This window comes from Halomonas sp. KAO (genome assembly GCF_015595025.1).
Lineage (GTDB): Bacteria > Pseudomonadota > Gammaproteobacteria > Pseudomonadales > Halomonadaceae > Halomonas.
The window spans coordinates 146,679-165,305 of sequence record NZ_JADNRL010000009.1; the positions used below are offsets into that span (position 1 = coordinate 146,679).

Consider the following 18,627-nt stretch of genomic DNA (forward strand, 5'->3'; position numbering starts at 1 on the left):
TCCTCGTGTCAGAGCCGAGGCACACCGCGATAGGACCTAGAAGGGTAGAACCGATCATGACGTATCGGCTCTTGCTGATTGAGATCATGGTTGTGATCAATCAACTGGATGCACCACCCTTCCTGCCTTCACCCGTACACCAGAAATCACCATGGCTCCGAGATCGCTCAGATGGGTTTCTTGTCATCGGCAGGTGCGTAGGAGCCATCTTCCCGGTGGACTTCGTTGCCGGTCAGCCCTGGCGTAAAGACACAGGCCAGATGCATGGTCTTGGTGGCGCGCAGCAGGTGTTCGTCGTGCTGGTCGAGGATATAGATGTCGCCCGGCTTGATCGGCCAGATCTTGCCATCGGCCAGGGTCTCGACCTCGCCTTCACCCTCGATGCAGTAGACCGCCTCGAAGTGGTGCTTGTAGTGAATATGGGTCTCGGTGCCCTCGTAGATACGGGTGATGTGGAACGAGCAGTTACCACCATCGTCGGCCAGTGACAGCCGGGTGCTGTCCCAGTTGCCATTCTCCGCCTTGACCAGACGATCCGTCTTGCGGCACTCCTCGAGATTACGAACGATCATGGGTTCTCTCCTTGAATTTCGCTGCTTGTCAGGGGTTGTTCTCCGCACCCGGAGGGAAGCGGCAGAAACTGTATCGAGCGAGCCGACACGGCGGCTCGCTCGCATCACACGGCTCGGGCTATCAGCTTAGCGCCTGTTTGGCACTCTGCTCGAGAATATCCAGACCCTTCTGCAGGTCCTCGTCGGAAATCGTCAGCGGGCAGAGGCATTTGACCACCTCGCCGTCCTGGCCGCTGGTCTCGATGACGAGCCCGTTCTCGAATGCCTGGTGGGTGATCTTGTCGGCGATCTCGCCGCTGCCCACATCGATGCCACGCATCAGGCCACGCCCACGCTCGGAGGCCTCGATCCCTTGCTCGCTGATCCAGGCGGCAATCTTGGCGAAACGCTCGGAGACGACCTCCCCCTTGCGCTGCACCTCCTTGGCGAAGCTATCGTCGGACCAGTAATTCTCGATCGCGGCGGCCGCTGTGGTGAAGGCCAGCGCGAAGCCTCGGAAGGTACCGTTGTACTGACCCGGCTTCCAGACATCCAGCTCGGGGCGCATCAGGACCTGGGAGAACGGCAGGCCAAGCCCGGAAAGCGATTTGGAGTTGGTCACGATATCCGGCACGACACCGGCGTGCTCGAAGCTGAAGAACTTGCCGGTACGTCCGCAGCCCGCCTGGATGTCGTCGATGATCAGCAGGATGTCATGGGCGCGGCAGATCTGTTCGAGACGCTTGAGCCAGTCGAGGCCGCAGGCATTGATGCCGCCCTCCCCCTGCACGGTCTCGACAATGACCCCGGCCGGCACATCGAGGCCACCGGACTTGTCGCTCAGCAGCTTCTCGAAGTAGTCCAGGGTGTCGGCACCATCGCCCAGGTAGCCGTCATAGGGCATGAAGGAGGCCCCCACGGTGGGGACGCCGCCGGTGGCCTCGCGGAACTTGCGGTTACCGGTGGTGGCGAGTGCCCCCATGGTCACGCCGTGGAAGCCATTGGTGAAGGTCACGATGTTGTGACGCTGCTTGGCGTTGCGTGCCAGGCGAATGGCCGCCTCGACGGCGTTGGTGCCGGTGGGCCCGGGGAACTGCACCTTGTAGTCGAGGCCCCGCGGCTTGAGGATGATCTCATCGAGGGCCTGGAGGTAGCGGCGCTTGGCGGCGGTGAAGAAGTCCAGGCCGTGGATGATATTGTCTTCGGCCAGGTAGTCGAGCAGGGCCTGCTTGATCTTGGAGTTGTTGTGCCCGTAGTTCAGGGTGCCGGCACCGGCCAGAAAGTCGATGTACTCGCGACCCTCTTCGTCGGTCAGGCGGGCGTTCTTCGCCTTGGTGAAAACCACCGGGAACGAGCGCGAGTAGGTACGAACGTCGGATTCCATGCGTTCTAGGATCTGGGTCTGCATCGTAGACCTCCTGTGTAGCGGAATGATGGAGTGTGACGAGTGCGAGGCGCAAGTGCGTCCTCGCATGCAAGCGGAAAGAGACGAGCGTCAGAGACGGTCTGTCTGAAAGGGGCCGATCCGTACCAGGTTCTCGGGGTCATGTTCGCCACCAAGCTGGTCGGTAGAGAAGTATTCACGGCTGTTCAGCGGCACCTGCCAACGGTCGGCCAGGCGGCGAAACAGCCCCCAGGAGGCCTGGTTGTCGGGAGTAATGGTGGTCTCGAGATGATGGACCTCGGCAAGCTCGGGTCGGCTCATTATCGCCTCGACCAGGCGGCGGGCCAGACCGGTGCCACGTGCCTTCTCACCGACGGCGACCTGCCAGAGGAAATAGGTATCCGGGGCGTTGCTCTTCACATATCCCGACACGAAACCGACGATCTCGCCCTCCTCGTCCGTGGCTACCGCACAGGTGTCACGAAACTGGGTGGCCAGCAGCAGATAGGCGTAGGCAGAGTTCACGTCGAGGGGCGGGCAGGATTTGACCAGTTCGTAGATTCCCCAGCCATCATCGGGGTTGGGCTTGCGGATAAACAGGTCACTGGCTTCAGCATCGACCACCTCGTCGGCAACGGTGGGGCGTGCAAGGTCGGCTGAAGGTGTGAAGGGTTCGGTCAATGTCATCATTGGCGGTGTTCGCTTCGGCGATGTCGGCAGGAAGTATACCAACCGTTCGGCAAATCTCAAATTTGCGATTATTTTATCGGGCAGTATCCATAAAAAAAAATTATGTGGCACGATACGCAATCCCTACACATCACCACCACGCGGTATGCCGATTAAGGGTCACTACCATCATCAGGAGCCCTGATAGCGACCGACCGCTTCTGCCCATACCTCCAGTCTAGACCAGCCTGACGGCGCCGGCCTCAACGAAAAGGGCCACCCGAAGGCGGCCCTGATTAACCGTCTTAGCGCCGTGTCGGCGTGCGCATGGTGACGAACTCCTCGGCGCCGGTGGGGTGAATGCCCACGGTAGCGTCGAACTCGGCCTTGGTCAGGCCCGCCTTGACGGCGATGGCGATGCCCTGGATCACTTCGCCCGCCTCCTCGCCCACCATGTGCGCACCGACCACCACGTCGCTGGCATCATCGATGATCAGCTTCATCAGGCAGCGCTCGCTGCTGCCCGAGAGGGTATGCTTCATGGGGCGGAAGTTGGCGGTGTAGACACGAATCTCGACACACTGCTCGCGAGCCTGCTCCTCGGAGAGGCCGACGGTGCCGATATTGGGGTGACAGAACACCGCCGTGGGGATGTGGCGGTAGTCCAGTGGTGCGGCAGGCGGCGTCTCCTCGAAGTGGCAACGAACCAGATGCATCGCCTCGGCGAGTGCCACCGGCGTCAGCTCCGGCCCACCGATGACATCACCCAGGGCGAGTATCGAAGGCACCGACGTCTCGAATCGCTCGTTGACTCGGATATGGCCGCTGTCATCCAGCGCCACCCCCAGGGCATCCAGCCCCAGCCCCTCCAGGTGTGGTCGCCGACCGGTGGCGGCGAGCACCGCATCCACCTCCAGGGTCTGGCCATCGGTCAGGGTTACCCGCAGGCCCTCCTCGCTCTTGTCGATTCGCTCGATGTTGGTCTCGAAGTGAAGCTGTACGCCCCGCTCGGCCATCTGGTCACGGGTGAATTCGCGCACCTCTTGGTCGAAGCCACGCAGGAACAGCTCCCCTCGATAGATCAGGTGGGTCTCGCTGCCCAGGCCATTGAAGATACTGGCGAACTCTACCGCGATATAGCCGCCTCCCAGCACCAGAAAGCGCTTCGGAAACTCTGCCAGGTCGAAGATATCGTTCGAGTTGAGCGCTAGATCGCTACCGGGGAACTCAGGTACCCAGGGCCAGCCCCCAACGGCGACCAGAATCTTCTCGGCGCTGTGGATCTCATCGCCCACCGCGACATGATGGGCGTCGAGCACCCGAGCACGGCCGTTGATCAGGCTCACTCCCGCCCCATCGAGCAGCCGGGCGTAGATGCCGTTCAGTCGCTTGATCTCGCCGATCTTGTTATCCCGCAGCGTCGGCCAATCGAAGCGTGGCGGTTCGGGAAGATGCCAGCCGAAGCCCCCGGCATCCTCGAAGGCGTCATGGAAGTGGGCGGCATAGGAGTAAAGCTTCTTGGGTACACAGCCCACATTGACGCAGGTGCCGCCGAGATAGCGGTCCTCCGCGACGGCGACCCGGGCGCCGGCGGCGGCCGCGGTACGCGCCGCCCGCACACCGCCGGAGCCGGCGCCGATCACGAAGAGGTCCCAGTCATGGGTGGTGGAGTCGAGTTCGGACACGATGCTGCTCCCTGTCGTGGGCACTGGGCCCTGGATTCAATGCGTCGATGATAGCAGCCATGGGGGCGTGACGGCATGGCGCGGACGCCCGGGTGACGACACGTTTCTTTGTTGACCGCTATGCCGGAGAGGAGTAAAAAAACGCCACCCTACGACGCCCACCTGCCTTGAGGTCATTTCATGAGAAAGGAAATTGAGTCCCTGCTGGAGAACAACCGTGCCTGGGCCGACAAGGTCAATCGGAATGACCCCGACTTTTTTACCCGATTATCGAACCAGCAGAATCCCGACTATCTCTGGATCGGCTGTTCGGACAGCCGAGTCCCCGCCAACCAGATCATCGACCTGCCCCCCGGCGAGGTCTTCGTCCATCGCAACGTCGCCAACCTGATCCACCATAACGACCTCAATGCGCTGTCGGTGCTCCAGTACGCCGTCGATGTCCTCCAGGTGCGCCATATCATGGTCGTGGGTCATTATGGCTGCGGTGGTATCCGTGCAGCCATCGAGGGTGGCGACAACGGCATGGTCGACAACTGGCTGCACTCGGTGCGTGAGCTCTATTATCAGCACCGTGACGAGCTGGAGCCGCTCTCGCCGGACGAGCGGGTGAACCGCATGTGCGAGCTCAACGCCTGCTCACAGGTACAGCGCCTGAGTCGTACCAAGATCATCCAGCATGCCTGGCAGCGTGGTCAGCAGGTCTGGATTCACGGCTGGGTCTATGGGCTGTCCGACGGTCGGGTCAAGGATCTCGACTGCACCATCGCCGGCCTGGAAGAGGCGGCCGATCTCTATCGGATCAAGAGTGCCACCCCGGTGGGCTGATTCCTGAACGGATGTCTGAACAGGGACTCCGAACAAGGCCAGTGCCGTCGCCAGGAGGCGGCGGCCCGCATATTCTACTTTCGTATAAAACAAGAGTGGTCAATTCATCCAGCGCATGACGCCACTCGGAATTTCGATTGTACCCCACCCCGTCGGGTCTCTATGTTGAGGTGTGCAACAGCCGTGTGCGGTGATCGCGCACCAACAACAATCCTTGTAAAGGGAACCCGACATGATGTTCAAGCGCACCCTTCTGGCTGCCGTCGTTGGCGCCACCATGACTGGCGCCGCCATGTTGCCCGCCGTTGCCAGCGCCGAGACCACTCTGCGCATGGCCTATGATGCGGACCCGGTCTCGCTGGATATTCACGAGCAGCTCTCCGGTGGCATCCTGCAACTCTCGCACATGACACACGACCCGCTGGTTCGCTGGACCAAGGATCTCGAGTTCGAGCCACGCCTGGCCACGGAGTGGGAGCAGGTGGACGACACCACCATGCGCATGAGCCTGCGTGACGGGGTCGAGTTCCACAGCGGCAATGCCTTCTCCGCCGAGGATGTGGTGTGGACCGTGGAGCGTCTCAAGCGAAGCCCCGACTTCAAGGCGATCTTCACTCCCATCGAGAGTGTCACGGCCATCGACGAGACCACCGTCGAGTTCAAGACCGCCGAGCCCTACCCGCTGCTGCTCAATCTCGCCACCTACATCTTCCCGATGGATAGCGAGTTCTACTCCGGCAACGATGACGATGGCGACCCCAAGGACGAGATCGTCAAGAACGGCAACTCCTTCGCCTCCTCGAACCTCTCCGGCACCGGCCCCTACACGGTCGTCGAGCATCGCAAGGGCACTCGCATGGAGTTCGCCCGCAATCCCGATTACTGGGATAGCGACTCCCCGGGCAATGTCGACACCATCGTGTTGACCCCGATCAGCGAGAACGCCACCCGAGTGGCCGCCCTGCTCTCCGGCGACGTCGACTTCATCGCCCCGGTACCGCCCAATGATCTCGAGCGCGTGCGCGAGAGCGACGATGTCCAGCTGGTCACCCTCTCCGGCACCCGCATCATCTTCTTCCATATGAATCAGGAGCGTGTCGAGGCCTTCCAGGATCCGAAGGTTCGTCAGGCCTTTGCCTATGCCGTCAACCAGGACGCCATCGCCGACCGCCTGATGAAGGGCTTTGCCACTCCCGCAGCCCAGTTCTCCCCCGAGGGGTATGCCGGCCATATCGACTCGTTGGAGCGTCGCTACGATCTGGAGAAGGCCAAGGCCCTGATGGAGGAAGCCGGCTACGCCGATGGCTTCGAGATCACCATGATGGCACCCAACAACCGCTACGTGAACGATGCCAAGATCGCCCAGGCCGTGGCCACCATGCTGGCGCGCATCAATGTCGACGTGGACCTCAAGACCCTGCCCAAGGCGCAGTACTGGGGCGAGTTTGATGACCGCGCCGCCGACATGATGCTGATCGGCTGGCACTCCGATACCGAGGATAGCGCCAACTTCCACGAGTACCTGACCGCCTGCCCGGATGCCGACACCGGTGCCGGCCAGTACAACGCCGGCAACTACTGCAACCCGGAGCTCGACAAGCTGGTGGCCGAGGCCAATCTCGAGGTCGACCTCGAGAAACGCGCCGAGATGCTGAAGCAGGTCGAGCAGACCCTCTACGACGAGGCCGCCGTCGTGCCCCTGCACTGGCAGGATCTGGCCTGGGCCTCGGCAGCCAACGTGGATATCGAGCCGGTGCTCAACGTGATGAACTTCCCCTACCTCGGGGACCTGGTCATCGACGAGGACGAGTGATCCCGATGCCGGCCCGGCGGGCCGGCATCGCCCTGGTCATTCCCCCCAACCAACGAGCAACGGCCTCCGTTCGCGAGACCGTTGCTGCCTGTATGCCCACAGGACACCTTCATGATCGCCTTTCTGATCAAGCGCCTCTTCCATGCGCTGCTGGTGATGTTCGTCATCAGCCTTATCGCCTTCTCCATTCAGAACAACCTCGGCGACCCCATTCAGCAGATGGTCGGCCAGTCGGTGCCCGAGAGCGAGCGCGAGATCCTGCGCGAGGAGCTGGGGCTCAACGACCCCTTCCTGGTCCAGTATCTGCGCTTCGCCAGGAATGCCGTTCAGCTGGACTTCGGCTACTCCTACATCTTCAACGAGCCGACCACCGACGTGGTACTGCGTCACCTGCCCGCTACGCTTGAGCTGGTGGCGGCGACCACCCTGCTGATCGTCCTGCTGTCGGTTCCCATCGGGGTCTACAGCGCCATCAAGCCGCGCGCCTGGCTGTCGCGATTCTTCATGGGGGCCTCGATCGTCGGTATCTCCATACCGGTCTTTCTCACCGCCATCGTGCTGATCCAGCTGTTCTCCATCGGCGTCAGCTGGTCCCCCTTCCCCGGGGAGACGGGCTGGGGCAGCTGGCTCAACGGCCTGGTCTCCACCGAGGGCGGGATGCCCGCCTACGGCCGCGGTGACCCGGTGCATGTCGTCGGCACCTGGTACACCAACTTCGCCTCCACCGAGGGCCTCGTCTACCTGGTGCTGCCGGCCATCTCGCTGGCATCGATCATGCTGCCGCTGTTTATTCGCCTGATTCGCGCCGAGATGCTCGAGGTCCTGCAGTCGGAGTACGTGAAGTTCGCCCGGGCCAAGGGAATCAGCCTGCGGCGTATCTACTTCCTGCATGCGCTCAAGAACACCATGCTGCCGGTGATCACCGTGGGGGGCGTGCAGATCGGCACCCTGGTGGCCTACACCATCCTGACCGAGACCGTGTTCCAGTGGCCCGGCATGGGGCTGATGTTCCTCAATGCCATCAACCGTTCGGATATTCCGCTGATCATCACCTACCTGATGATCGTGGGCCTGATCTTCGTGATCACCAATACGCTGGTCGACCTGATCTATGGCCTGGTCAACCCCACCGTCAAGCTCACAGGGAAGCCCGCATGACCACCCAGACTTCTCCCCAGCAAGCCCCGCCCCTGCCAAGCCGCTGGGAGCGCCTGCGCGACTCCTACCTGCTCTATAGCTTCAAGCGCGACCCGATCGCCCAGCTCAGCCTGCTGGTCTTCGTCGTCTTCGTGGCCTGCGCCGTGCTGGCGCCGTGGCTGGCACCGATGAACCCCTATGACCTGGCGCAGATCGATATTCTGGCCTCGGAGCTGCCGCCCTTCTGGATCGATGGCAGTGATCCCGCCTATGTGATGGGCACCGATGCCCAGGGTCGCGACCTGCTCTCCACCATCCTGTATGGCGCCCGGGTGTCGCTGATCATCGGCTTCGGTGCCGTGGCGCTACAGGCCCTGCTGGGCGTGGTGTTCGGCCTGCTGGCCGGCTACTTGGGCGGGCGTATCGATGCCTTCCTGATGCGCCTGGCCGATATCCAGCTCTCCTTCTCCACCCTGATGGTGGCCATCGTGGTGGGTGCCCTGGTCAAGGCGATCTTCGGCAGCGCCACCTTCAGCACCTACGCCGTTCCCCTGCTGGTGCTGATCATCGGCCTGGCCGAATGGCCACAGTATGCCCGCACGGTCCGTGCCTCGGTGCTCGCGGAGAAGGGCAAGGAGTACGTGGACGCTGCCCGCACCATGGGGCTGCCCAGCCGGCGCATCATGTTCCGCCATATCCTGCCCAACACCCTGTCGCCGATCTTCGTCATCTCCACGGTACAGGTGGCCAATGCCATCATCTCCGAGGCCGCCCTCTCCTTCCTGGGACTGGGCATGCCGGAGACCCACCCGTCGCTGGGTTCGCTGATCAAGTCGGGCTTTGACTACATCCAGTCGGGTTCCTGGTGGATCACGCTGATTCCGGGTGCCGTGCTGGTCGTCCTGGTACTGGTGATCAACCTACTCGGCGACTGGCTGCGCGATGTGCTCAACCCTCGCCTCTACAAGGGCTGATGACGCCTACGGAGTTTCCATGTCACTTCTCGAAGTCAACCAACTCGACGTGCGCTTCGCCCTGCGCCGGGGCGATGTCAAGGCCCTGCGCGACGTCAGCTTCACACTCGACCGGGGCGAGCGGCTGGGCATCGTCGGTGAATCCGGCGCCGGCAAGTCGGTGGCGGCGTTCAGCCTGCTCAACCTGATCGCCAAGCCCGGTTATATCGCCGGCGGCAGCATCCGCTTCGACGGTCAGGAGCTGATCGGGATGCGCGACCGCCATCTGCGCCAGATCCGCGGCAACCGCATCTCGATGATCTTCCAGGATCCGATGATGACGCTCAATCCGGTGCTCTCGATCGGCGAGCAGATGGTCGAGTGTCTCAAGGCGCATCGTCGCATCGGGCGTCGCGAGGCGCGGGCCATCGCCCTGCGCAAGCTCGAACAGGTGCATATCCCCTCGCCGGAGGCGCGTCTGGATCAGTACCCCCATGAGCTCTCGGGCGGTATGCGGCAGCGGGTGATCATCGCCATCGCCCTGCTGCTCGACCCCGATATCATCATCGCCGACGAGCCCACCACGGCGCTGGACGTCACCATCCAGGCCGAGATCATGGATCTGCTGCTGGAGCTGTGTGAAAAGCACAATGTCGGTCTGATCCTGATCACGCACGACCTCGGCGTGGTCAGCCAGGTGACTCAACGCATGCTGGTGATGTACGCCGGTCGCGTGATCGAGCAGGGGCCGACCCGCGAGATCATCAATGATCCGCAGCATCCCTATACCCAGGGGCTGATGAATGCCCTGCCCCAGATGGCCACACCGGGCAGCCGCCTCAACCAGATCCCCGGCAGCATGCCGTCACTGGACAATCTGCCCAGCGGCTGCGCCTTTCATCCCCGCTGCGGCTTCACGCAACGCCCGGATGGCAGCGAACGCACGGCCTGCCGCAGCGAGGTGCCCGGATTCGTCGCCTCCGGCAACTGCCAGGCGGCCTGTCATATGGTGGCCGAGATGCAGGACCAGGAGCGCATTCCGGCACAGGAGACGTCTCGATGACCGATACCCTATCCAGCCCCCGTCCGGAGGCGAGCCATTCCCGCGCCGACAACGGGCAGCCACTGCTCGAGATTCGTGGCCTGGAGAAGCGCTTCTCGCTCTCCGGCGACTTCCTCGAGCAGCTCAAGTTCAAGGGTGGCAGGCTCGTGCGCGAGCAGGAGCATGTCCACGCCATCAACGGCGTCGACCTGGAGATCCAGCGCGGCGAGGCCCTCTGCGTGGTCGGCGAGTCGGGCTGTGGCAAGTCCACGGTGGCACGTACCGTGATGGGGCTGCTGCACCCCTCGGCGGGTGAGATCCGCTACGCCGGCGAGCGCATCGACGACCTCTCGACCCAGGCGCTGATGCCCTATCGGCGGCGCATGCAGATGATCTTCCAGAACCCCTATGCTTCGCTCAATCCGCGCATGACCATCCAGCAGACCCTGGAGGAGCCGATTCGGCTGCACCACCCCGACTGGAGTCGCCAGCGGGTCCGCGACCAGGTCGACGAGGTCATGGCATCGGTAGGCATCGCCGCGGACTGGGGCAAGCGCTACGGCCATGAGTTCTCCGGTGGGCAGCGTCAACGCATCGCCATCGCTCGGGCCCTGGCCGTGGACCCCGAGTTTATCGTCGCCGATGAGCCGATCTCCGCCCTCGACGTCTCCATCCAGGCCCAGGTGCTCAACCTGCTGATGGATGCGCGGCGCGATCGCAACCTTACCTACCTGTTCATCACCCATGATCTCGCCGTGGTCGAGCATTTCGGTACCCGGGTGGCGGTGATGTATCTGGGCCGGGTGTGTGAAGTGGCTCCGACGGCGACGCTGTTTGCCACCCCGCGCCACCCCTATACCCAGGCGCTGATGTCGGCGATTCCCCGCCTGGAGGATGAGCGACCGCAGCATATCCGCCTGGAGGGCGAGGTGCCCACCCCGGTACATCTGCCCTCGGGGTGCGTCTTCCACGCCCGCTGTCCGCACGCCAATGCGCGCTGCCGTGAGGAGATCCCCAGGCTGATCGCCCGCGATGACGGCAGCCAGGTCGCCTGTCATGGGGTCGAGGAGGGTCGAATCGACTGAGCCCCCGGGGCATCTGGCATAATGCCCTTTTGGCTCGTCGACGGGAGATGACATGGAGCTGCGCTGGCTCGAGGACTTCATGGCGCTGGCGCGAACGCGACACTTCTCGCGGGCCGCCGAGCAGCAGAACGTTACCCAACCGACGTTCTCCCGCCGTATCAAGCTGCTCGAGGAGGAGATGGGCACCGTACTGGTCAACCGCCAGACGCTGCCTCTCTCCCTGACCCCGGCCGGGGAGGAGTTCCTGGCGCTATGCCATGATGTCACGCAGCGGGTGGCCGAGAGCCGGCGGCGCCTGGCCCATCTCGCCGACCAGCACGCCGGGCGCATTCGCCTGGCGGCCCCCCAGAGCCTGTTGAGCCACTTCCTGCCTGCCTGGCTTGGCCAGTGGCCGGCGCCCCCGCCCATCACACCCGACCTGCGCGCCACCGGTTGGCTGGTCGACGACTTCTTTCGCGCCCTGGCCCGGGATGAGTGCGACCTGGTGCTGTGTTTCTGGCCGTGCTCGCCCTGTGGCATCGAGCCCGATACCCAGGACTATCTCTCCTGGCGGCTCGCCGGCGAGCGAATGGTCCCGCTCTCCCTGCCGGAGCCGGGCGGAGAGCCACGCTTCTCCCTGGAGGGGGCCTCGAGCCTGCCGCTGATCGCCTACCACCCCCGCGGGCTGACCGATGCCGCGATTCGCGCCCATCTCGCCCGATTCGACGACACCCCCGACTTCCGCATCCTCAACGAGAGCATCCAGAGCAGCAATATCCGTGAGCTGGTCTCACTGGGTTATGGCCTGGGCTGGCTACCCGAATCCAGCGTACGGGATGAACTGGCCCAGGGAGCCCTGGTGCCGGCTGGCGGTGAGCGCTGGCAGGTACCCATGGACATTGTGCTGTTCCGGCGTGCCGACAATCAGCAGCCAGCGGTAACGGCGCTATGGGATGAGCTCGTTTCTGATCGCCCCATCGATTGAGTGGGGCCTCTTCAACCGACGGGGCTCAACCGATGGGGCAGCTGACCCCGGTGCCGCGGAGTCCGCAGTAGCCGTCGGGATGCTTGTGCAGATACTGCTGGTGCTCCTCCTCGGCGTAGTAGAAGGCCGTGAGGGGCGTGATCTCGGTGGTGATGCTCCCCCCGCCGGCCCCGGAGAGCGCCTGCTGATAGGCATCGCGGGTCTGCAGCGAAAGCGCCTGCTGTGACTCGTCGGTCGTCAGGATGATAGAGCGGTACTGAGGTCCGATATCGTTGCCCTGGCGATTTCCCTGGGTGGGGTCATGGGCCTCCCAGAACTGTTGCAACAGCTGCTCGAAACCGATCTCGGCCGGGTCGAAGATCACCCGAACCACCTCCGCATGGCCGGTGAGTCCACTGCAGCACTCCGCGTAGGTAGGGTTGGGCGTCACGCCGCCGGCATAGCCCACGGCGGTGACATGGACGCCTGGCAGTTGCCAGAACAGCCGTTCGGCTCCCCAGAAGCAGCCCAGACCCAGCACGATCTGCTGCAGCCGGTCGGGAAATGGCGGCAGCATGGAGCGGCCATTGACCGCATGCACGCCGCCGATGGCGAGTGGTGTGTCGCGCCCGGGCAGGGCCCGGGAGGGGTCCAGCGTCATGGTACGTCTCTCCTAGTTGTCATCGAGAATCCTCGGGTTGCCGGAACGGCTGAAGGTGTAGATCAGATCCACCGCCTGGCTCGCACCGGAGACCGCCTCCAGGTAGAGGCTGCGCCAGATGTTGTAGCGCAGGGTAAGTTCGGCGATCGGCGAGAAGACCCCGACACCGTAGCGCACCTCGAGGTCGTCGGTCAGCTGGCCGCTGAGGGTCACCTGGCTATCCTCGCCGCTGCCCGCCGTATCCAGGGTCAGGTCCGAGACACCGAAGGCCTTGCCGATGCCGCCCACCGCGCCACCGGCCTGCCCCACGGCGAGCCCCACCAGTGCCGAGGTCAGCGCGCCATCGGTGTCGCTATCGTTGGGCGCTCGTCCACGTAACAGATAGGAGAGTGCACTCGCCTCGTCCATGGAGGGCTCCGAGAATACCGCGAGCTGAGGCGATGCGGCGCTGCCGGTCACGCGCAGGCCAGCCACCACGCCGTCCTGAGTGGCATCGGGGTTGCGCACCGCCTCGAAGTTGAGCAGCGGCTGCCCGGGCGGGCCGCTGAACAGCAGCTGCCCCTCGCGGATCAGCAGGTCCTGCCCATAGGCACGGAAGCGGCCATCCACCAGATTGACATCGCCGAAGAGCTGTACCGGCCCATCCTGCTGACGCACTTCCAGGGTGCCGGAAAGACCGGATTCGAGCCCGTAGGCGGAGAGTTTCATATCCGGCCCCAGGCGCAGGTCGATCTGCACATCCAGGGCCATGCCGGCAGCGGCCATGGCCTCGGCGGTATCCTCTCCAGTGGCGGCTTCTGCGGTGACACTCTCGGCCTCACGCCGGGCCCGCTCTTCATCCTCGCGCGTGATGATCACCTCATCGGGACTGGGGGCAACCGCCGAGGGGGGCAGCTTGCCGACCTCCAGGCGAGCCCAGGGCACCTGGACGTCGCCACGCACCTGCAGCAGGGTCGGTCGCGCGCGAATCTCAAGGTCCGGGGCGATACGCAGCTGCCCGAACTCCGGCAGTACCGCCAGCACCGGCTGGTCGACGCCACGCAGCGACAGGTCGGCGCGCCACTGCTCCGGCGATGGCCAGGCGGCATTGCCGTCGATATTCAGGCGCCCCTCCTTGGCGGCAATGTAGCCGTCGATGGTGGCCGCCGTGCCGTTGAGGTCGATGCCAAGCTCACCATCACGCACCTCCACCGGCACATCGGCCCCGCTGGCCTTGAGCCCGGCCAGGGCGATGCGTCCACGCATCTCGGGCGCCTCGAGGCGGCCGGCCATGTCGACATTACCGGTGAGCCTTCCCTCCAGGGTCTCCATGCCGGTAACCAGATCACGATAGGGCGACAGACGCAGCTCACCGAGAGAGAGCCGGCCCGTGAGGCGCCCTTCGTCGACGGGGTCGTCGACCCGCGCCGTCAGTGCCAGGCCACCGGCCTGGGCGAGATTGAGATCGAGGGCCAGCTCGGCGGCCTGGTCATCGGCACTGATTTCGCCTTCGAGCCGTGCCTCCGGCAGAGACCAGGGCTGGCCGTAGGCGTCCTGGCCATCCAGCGCCAGTCGGCTCTGCAGGCTGCCCTCCGCCCGCCAGCTGCCATCGGCGCCCCAGCCCGCATCGAGATCCAGCTCGGTATTGCCCCGGGCCGCCCAGCCCTGTGGCAGGAAGGAGTCGAGGAGTGCCATGGGTACCTCAGCGAGCCTGAGGCGCAGTTCGCCACCCTCTGGAGAGGTTTCCAGGGGCTCCACCAGGCACAGGCTGCCGCCCTGTTGCCGAACCAGGCAGAAAGGTTGTACGCGGGCACTCCCCTGATCGAGGTTGGCGGTGAACACCGCGGGGTCGACAAGGCGCAGGTCACCCTGCTCGGCATCGACCTCGAGTCGGGACAGCTGTCCTGCATAGCGGCCTCGGGCCCGGTCGAGCCCGGCCGCCAGGGCCAGTGATGCCCGTGACAGCGGCATGCCGGGGGGCGCCGAGGCCTCCAGGGTCAGGCGGTGCTCGGAGAGCCGGCCATCCAGGGCCAGCAGGGCCTCGTCGAGACGCTGACCGCCGGCCTGGAGACCGGCAAGCTTGAGCGTTGCCTCCATGGCGGGATCCTCGAGGCCGCTGACCCGGCCGGCCAGCCTGAGCTCACGAAGTCGGTTCTCGGCAAAGACCAGTGACTCGCCGACGAGGTTCAGGTCGAGACTGGGTGACGCCAGGCTGCCGGCGGCCTCGAGGCCACCGCTGATGCGGCCCGACAGGTCGTCATGCAGACTCGCTAGATCCGGCATGTCGACCTCGCCGGAGAGGTCAATATCGGACTCGCTCACCCGCCCCGCCAGCTGCAGACGGTTCTCGCCCTGACGAAAATCCAGGGTCTCGACGTTCCAGCGCATCTCGCTGTCACCCGCGAGCTCGGCACGCAGGGCCAGGTTTCGCTCCTGCAGCTCACCGTCGATGGTCAGCTCGGGAACCGCCAGCGTCCAGCCTGCATCCTCCTGGCGGAAACGCACTGCCACGTCGCCATCGAGCCGACCGGACAGCCCCTCCACAAAGGGCTTCGGGTCGACATTGTCCAGGCGAGCCCGGGCATCGACACCGATGCCGTCGTCCCAGTCGATCCGCCCGCGGCTGATCACGGAGGCACTGTTCATGGCAAGCGACAGCGGCTTCCAGGCGAAGTGTGTCAGGTCACCGCTGCCGGTCAGGGCGAGGCGGGTAAAGGGTAGCTGGGGCCCTTCGGCATCGAGGGAGGCGGCGAGGCGGTAGTCCACCAGGCTGCCCTCCAGGTGTAGTACCAGGTCCTCGACCAGCCAGGGCTCGACGGCGATCTCCACGCCGTCGGCGTTGGTGGTGGTCTGTTGACCGGGCAGTGGCCACTGCACCAGGTCGCTGGCCAGGCTGGCGGTCAGCGGCAGGGTGGGGTCGAGGAGGTCGGCCCGGGCATCCAGCTTGAGGTCAACCGGGCCACTCAGCTCGAGGCGCATCAGCAGGTCGGCGAGCGTGCCGTCCAGGCCCAGCTCGATACGCTGCCCGGCCAGCCCCGGCATCAACTCCGGCAGCCACAGGGCGCTCTCGAGACGGAGCTCGAGCGGATAGTCCTCGGTCAGCGCGATGGCGGCCTCGAGACTGGCGTCGCCATCGGGTGTCGAGACCTCCAGGGGGCGCACCTCCACCGAGTGCCCATCCGCGAACAGCGAGAGGGCCAGGCGCTCGACTCCATACTCCACGGCCCCCTCCACCGCGCTGTCCTCCACCAGCAGCTCCGGCACTTCCACCTTCAGCGGCAGGGTAATCTCGGGCAGCTCGCGGCGTGGTTGCTCCTCCAGGGCAGCGGCCGTTATGCCTTCCGCCGACGCGGCCACCTCATCGGGCAGCGGTGAGCGCACGGCGATGGCGGCATCAATGGAGGTAGCCGTGAGGTGTGGTCCGTCCCGCTCCCCCTCGGCCAGTGCCAACTGTGCCCCCGGCGTCAGCGGCAGGCGCAAGCGAGTGCCGGTGAGACGCGTCGGCAACAGGCTGAGCGTATCGCCTTCGGCCACGGCCCCGGTGCTGAAATGATCCCAGCTCAGGCGCGTGCCATCGGCCAGCAGCACCTCGACGTCCTCGAGGTAGAGGCGCCGGAGCTCGATGGGGAACGGCAGCTCGATGGCGGCGAGGGGGTCACCGGCGGAAGACGGTGGCGGCTCGTCGGCGGGCTCGCTGTCGGCCAGACGCAGCCGCGCGCCCTCGACACCGAGCACCTCCAGGCAGAGTCGGCCAGACAGCACACACTCCTCCGACCAGGCGAGCTCGAGGCGATCAAGGGATAGGCTCGCAGGCCCGACCTGCATGGCGAAGCCTTCGAGCTGCAGCTGGTCGAGAGGCGCCCCCTCGTAGGCATCTACCTCGAGCAGCCCCATGCGTTCGCCCTGGTCGAGCAGCAGCCCGAACCCCCATGGCGAAAGCCCCAGCCCCAGGAGCAGAAACACCAGGCCAAGAAGCCACAGGGGCAATAGAATCAGCAGGCGAAACAGCGACCAGAGCAGACTCAGAACTCTGGACCGATGGCGAAGTGTAGGCGCCACGAATTGTCCTCGTCGTCGAAGGGGTGAGCGATATCCAGGCGAATCGGTCCGACCGGTGATATCCAGCGCACGCCGAGGCCGGCGCCGGTCTTGAGGTCGTCGGGGCCCCACTCCTCGAAGGCGTCACCGGTATCGACGAAGGCCGCGCCCCACCAGTCGCCGGTCACGCGGTGTTGCCACTCCAGGCTATAGGTCAGCAGCTGCTGACCGCCGGTGAGATTGCCCTCGTCATCGCGGGGCGAGAGGCTCTCGTAGCCGTAGCCACGCACGCTGTTGTCGCCGCCCGCGAAGAAGCGCAGCGAAGGCGGAATCAGCGAGAAGTCGCTGGTCTCGATCGCCCCCAGGCCGAGCCCGGTCACCACACGGTTGTCGGTCCCGATCTTGCGGATCCAGCGCGACTCTCCGGTCATGCGGACGAAGTCGGCGTCGGAGCCCCACAGGCCGTCGGAGATCTCCAAGCTCAGCCGCTGGTGGTCGCCCCAGCTGGGGAAAGTGGGGTTGCGGGTTCGGGTGCGTGACCAGCGCATCCCCGGGTAGAGCAGCAGTACCTGCTCGCTATCGTTACCCTGGGTGAAGTCCTCATAGGTGGTACGCACATAGAGATGCTGGATCCAGCCGTTCTCGAACTCCCAGCGGCGAGCGCCCTCCAGGGTTGCCTCCAGGGAGCGTGTATCATCGCTGTCCTTGTGGCTGAGCCCATACTGGAAGCGGTAGCTGTCGCGCAGGGGATTATCGAGAGGCAGTGTATAGACACCCCCGAAGCGCTGCTGGGGCGCCGAAAGGTAGAGGTCATGATCCAGGCCGTGGCCATAGCGATTGATCCACGGCTGGTCCCACGAGAAGCGCAGGCGTGGCCCGACATCGGTGGCATAGCCGACCCCGACCTCGAAACGGTGACGCTCGGCCGGGGCCACCTTGACATCGATGGGGACAGAGGGGTGCTCTTCCTGGCGCGCGGCCAGCGCCGTCACTCCTCCCAGGCCTGCCGCCGATACACGCGCTGTCGTGCCATAGCGGCTCCCCCCCTCGCTGGCCACCGCCTCGGCCCAACCCGGCGACCTCTCCTCGAGCGCCAGAGAGCTGCTCTCCAGCCGCGGCCTCACGGTGACGGAGCGGAACCACTCGGTCTGTCCGAGTCGCTGGTTGAAGGTGGCCAGCTCACCGGCCAGGTAAGGAGCTCCCGGGGTGAAGGGAAGCAGTCGGCGCAGCCGGTCTGGCTCGATATGGCTACCGCTGATGCTGACATCGCCGAAACGGTAGCGTGGACCACTATCCAGGGTCAGGTAGAGACGAGCGCTTTCGTCGAAGGGACGTACCTCCATGCGACGATCGGCATAGCGCCACTCGAAGTAACCGCGTTCCAGAGAGAGGTTGGCCAGACGGCCCCGCAGGCTGTCATAAGGGGCATGTACCAGGGGATCACCGACGGTCAGGGGAAAGTCATCGATGGCTTCCTGAAAGGGAGGGTCCTCCCGGGCATCCCCCTCGAGTCGGAAGTCGAGGGTCTCGATACGGACCCTTGGGCCCGGGTCGATGATCAGCTCGACATACTCGGGCGGCTCTCCTTCGGCCAGGCGAGCCTCGATCTTCGGCTCGTAATAGCCGTAGGCGCGCATCGCCTCGGCGGCGCGTCGCCGCGACTCCCCCTCCAGCCGTGAACGGCTGTACTGGTTCTCGTCCAGCCCATCCAGGTAATGGCGAACGTTAGCCGCCGGGTCACCCTTGAGCCCCTCGACCCGCGCCTCGATGGCCAGCACCGTCGAGGCGGGCAGCAGGCTCAGCATCAGCGTCGCCGCGATCAGGCGTAGCGCCAACCGATTCTCCATATCCTTACGCCT

Annotated in this window: 14 protein-coding genes; 7 read left to right on the forward strand and 7 right to left on the reverse strand. The window is 64.8% G+C overall.

All coding sequences use genetic code 11. The annotated features are described in order from the left end of the window. Nucleotides 1–167: 167 nt before the first annotated feature. From IOC61_RS03825 to gorA, 4 genes are all read right to left on the reverse strand, one after another. A complete protein-coding gene (locus tag IOC61_RS03825) occupies nucleotides 168–572 on the reverse strand; it encodes an ectoine synthase (RefSeq protein WP_195687548.1) in 405 nt (134 codons plus the stop codon). A gap of 121 nt (nucleotides 573–693) precedes the next feature. Beyond that, nucleotides 694–1,959: a diaminobutyrate--2-oxoglutarate transaminase gene (gene ectB / locus IOC61_RS03830; RefSeq protein WP_195687549.1), complete on the reverse strand. Its 1,266-nt coding sequence runs from the start codon at nucleotides 1,957–1,959 to the stop codon at nucleotides 694–696. Between the two features lie 87 nt (nucleotides 1,960–2,046). Continuing rightward, nucleotides 2,047–2,625, reverse strand: a complete 579-nt coding sequence (ectA, locus tag IOC61_RS03835; RefSeq protein WP_195687550.1) for a diaminobutyrate acetyltransferase — start codon at nucleotides 2,623–2,625, stop codon at nucleotides 2,047–2,049. A gap of 284 nt (nucleotides 2,626–2,909) precedes the next feature. After that, on the reverse strand, nucleotides 2,910–4,289 hold the full coding sequence (gorA, locus tag IOC61_RS03840) for a glutathione-disulfide reductase (RefSeq protein WP_195687551.1): 1,380 nt from the start codon (nucleotides 4,287–4,289) through the stop codon (nucleotides 2,910–2,912). A 180-nt stretch (nucleotides 4,290–4,469) separates the two neighbouring features. On the opposite strand from gorA, the gene can reads away from it, so the two are divergent. The 7 genes from can (at nucleotide 4,470) to IOC61_RS03875 (ending at nucleotide 12,111) form a co-directional block, all read left to right on the forward strand. Beyond that, on the forward strand, nucleotides 4,470–5,117 hold the full coding sequence (gene can / locus IOC61_RS03845) for a carbonate dehydratase (protein WP_195687552.1): 648 nt from the start codon (nucleotides 4,470–4,472) through the stop codon (nucleotides 5,115–5,117). A 232-nt stretch (nucleotides 5,118–5,349) separates the two neighbouring features. Beyond that, the gene (locus IOC61_RS03850) at nucleotides 5,350–6,930 is read left to right on the forward strand and encodes an ABC transporter substrate-binding protein (protein WP_195687553.1); all 1,581 of its coding nucleotides are present in this window, start codon (nucleotides 5,350–5,352) and stop codon (nucleotides 6,928–6,930) included. Nucleotides 6,931–7,041: 111 nt separating this feature from the next. After that, nucleotides 7,042–8,088, forward strand: a complete 1,047-nt coding sequence (locus IOC61_RS03855) for an ABC transporter permease (protein ID WP_195687554.1) — start codon at nucleotides 7,042–7,044, stop codon at nucleotides 8,086–8,088. After that, nucleotides 8,085–9,041 carry an ABC transporter permease gene (locus IOC61_RS03860; RefSeq protein WP_195687555.1) on the forward strand — a complete coding sequence of 319 codons (957 nt, stop codon included), beginning with the start codon at nucleotides 8,085–8,087 and terminating at the stop codon, nucleotides 9,039–9,041. Before IOC61_RS03855 ends, IOC61_RS03860 begins: the two co-directional genes overlap by 4 nt. A 19-nt stretch (nucleotides 9,042–9,060) precedes the next feature. Then, a complete protein-coding gene (locus IOC61_RS03865; RefSeq protein ID WP_195687556.1) occupies nucleotides 9,061–10,083 on the forward strand; it encodes an ABC transporter ATP-binding protein in 1,023 nt (340 codons plus the stop codon). Beyond that, on the forward strand, nucleotides 10,080–11,147 hold the full coding sequence (locus tag IOC61_RS03870; RefSeq protein ID WP_195687557.1) for an ABC transporter ATP-binding protein: 1,068 nt from the start codon (nucleotides 10,080–10,082) through the stop codon (nucleotides 11,145–11,147). Before IOC61_RS03865 ends, IOC61_RS03870 begins: the two co-directional genes overlap by 4 nt. A 52-nt stretch (nucleotides 11,148–11,199) precedes the next feature. Continuing rightward, complete coding sequence (locus tag IOC61_RS03875) at nucleotides 11,200–12,111, forward strand: LysR family transcriptional regulator (protein ID WP_195687558.1); 912 nt, start codon at nucleotides 11,200–11,202, stop codon at nucleotides 12,109–12,111. Between the two features lie 25 nt (nucleotides 12,112–12,136). Here the strand turns inward: IOC61_RS03875 and msrA are convergent, their stop codons facing one another. Genes msrA through IOC61_RS03890 form a run of 3 tightly spaced genes read right to left on the reverse strand, consistent with a single transcriptional unit; the run spans nucleotide 12,137 to nucleotide 18,615 of the window. Further along, nucleotides 12,137–12,751, reverse strand: a complete 615-nt coding sequence (gene msrA / locus IOC61_RS03880) for a peptide-methionine (S)-S-oxide reductase MsrA (protein WP_195687559.1) — start codon at nucleotides 12,749–12,751, stop codon at nucleotides 12,137–12,139. Between the two features lie 12 nt (nucleotides 12,752–12,763). After that, nucleotides 12,764–16,789 (reverse strand): translocation/assembly module TamB domain-containing protein, encoded by a 4,026-nt coding sequence (locus IOC61_RS03885; RefSeq protein WP_195687560.1) that lies wholly within the window; start codon nucleotides 16,787–16,789, stop codon nucleotides 12,764–12,766. Then, a complete protein-coding gene (locus IOC61_RS03890) occupies nucleotides 16,753–18,615 on the reverse strand; it encodes an autotransporter assembly complex protein TamA (protein ID WP_195687561.1) in 1,863 nt (620 codons plus the stop codon). The genes IOC61_RS03885 and IOC61_RS03890 overlap by 37 nt, the downstream gene beginning before the upstream one ends. Between the last annotated feature and the right edge of the window lie 12 nt (nucleotides 18,616–18,627).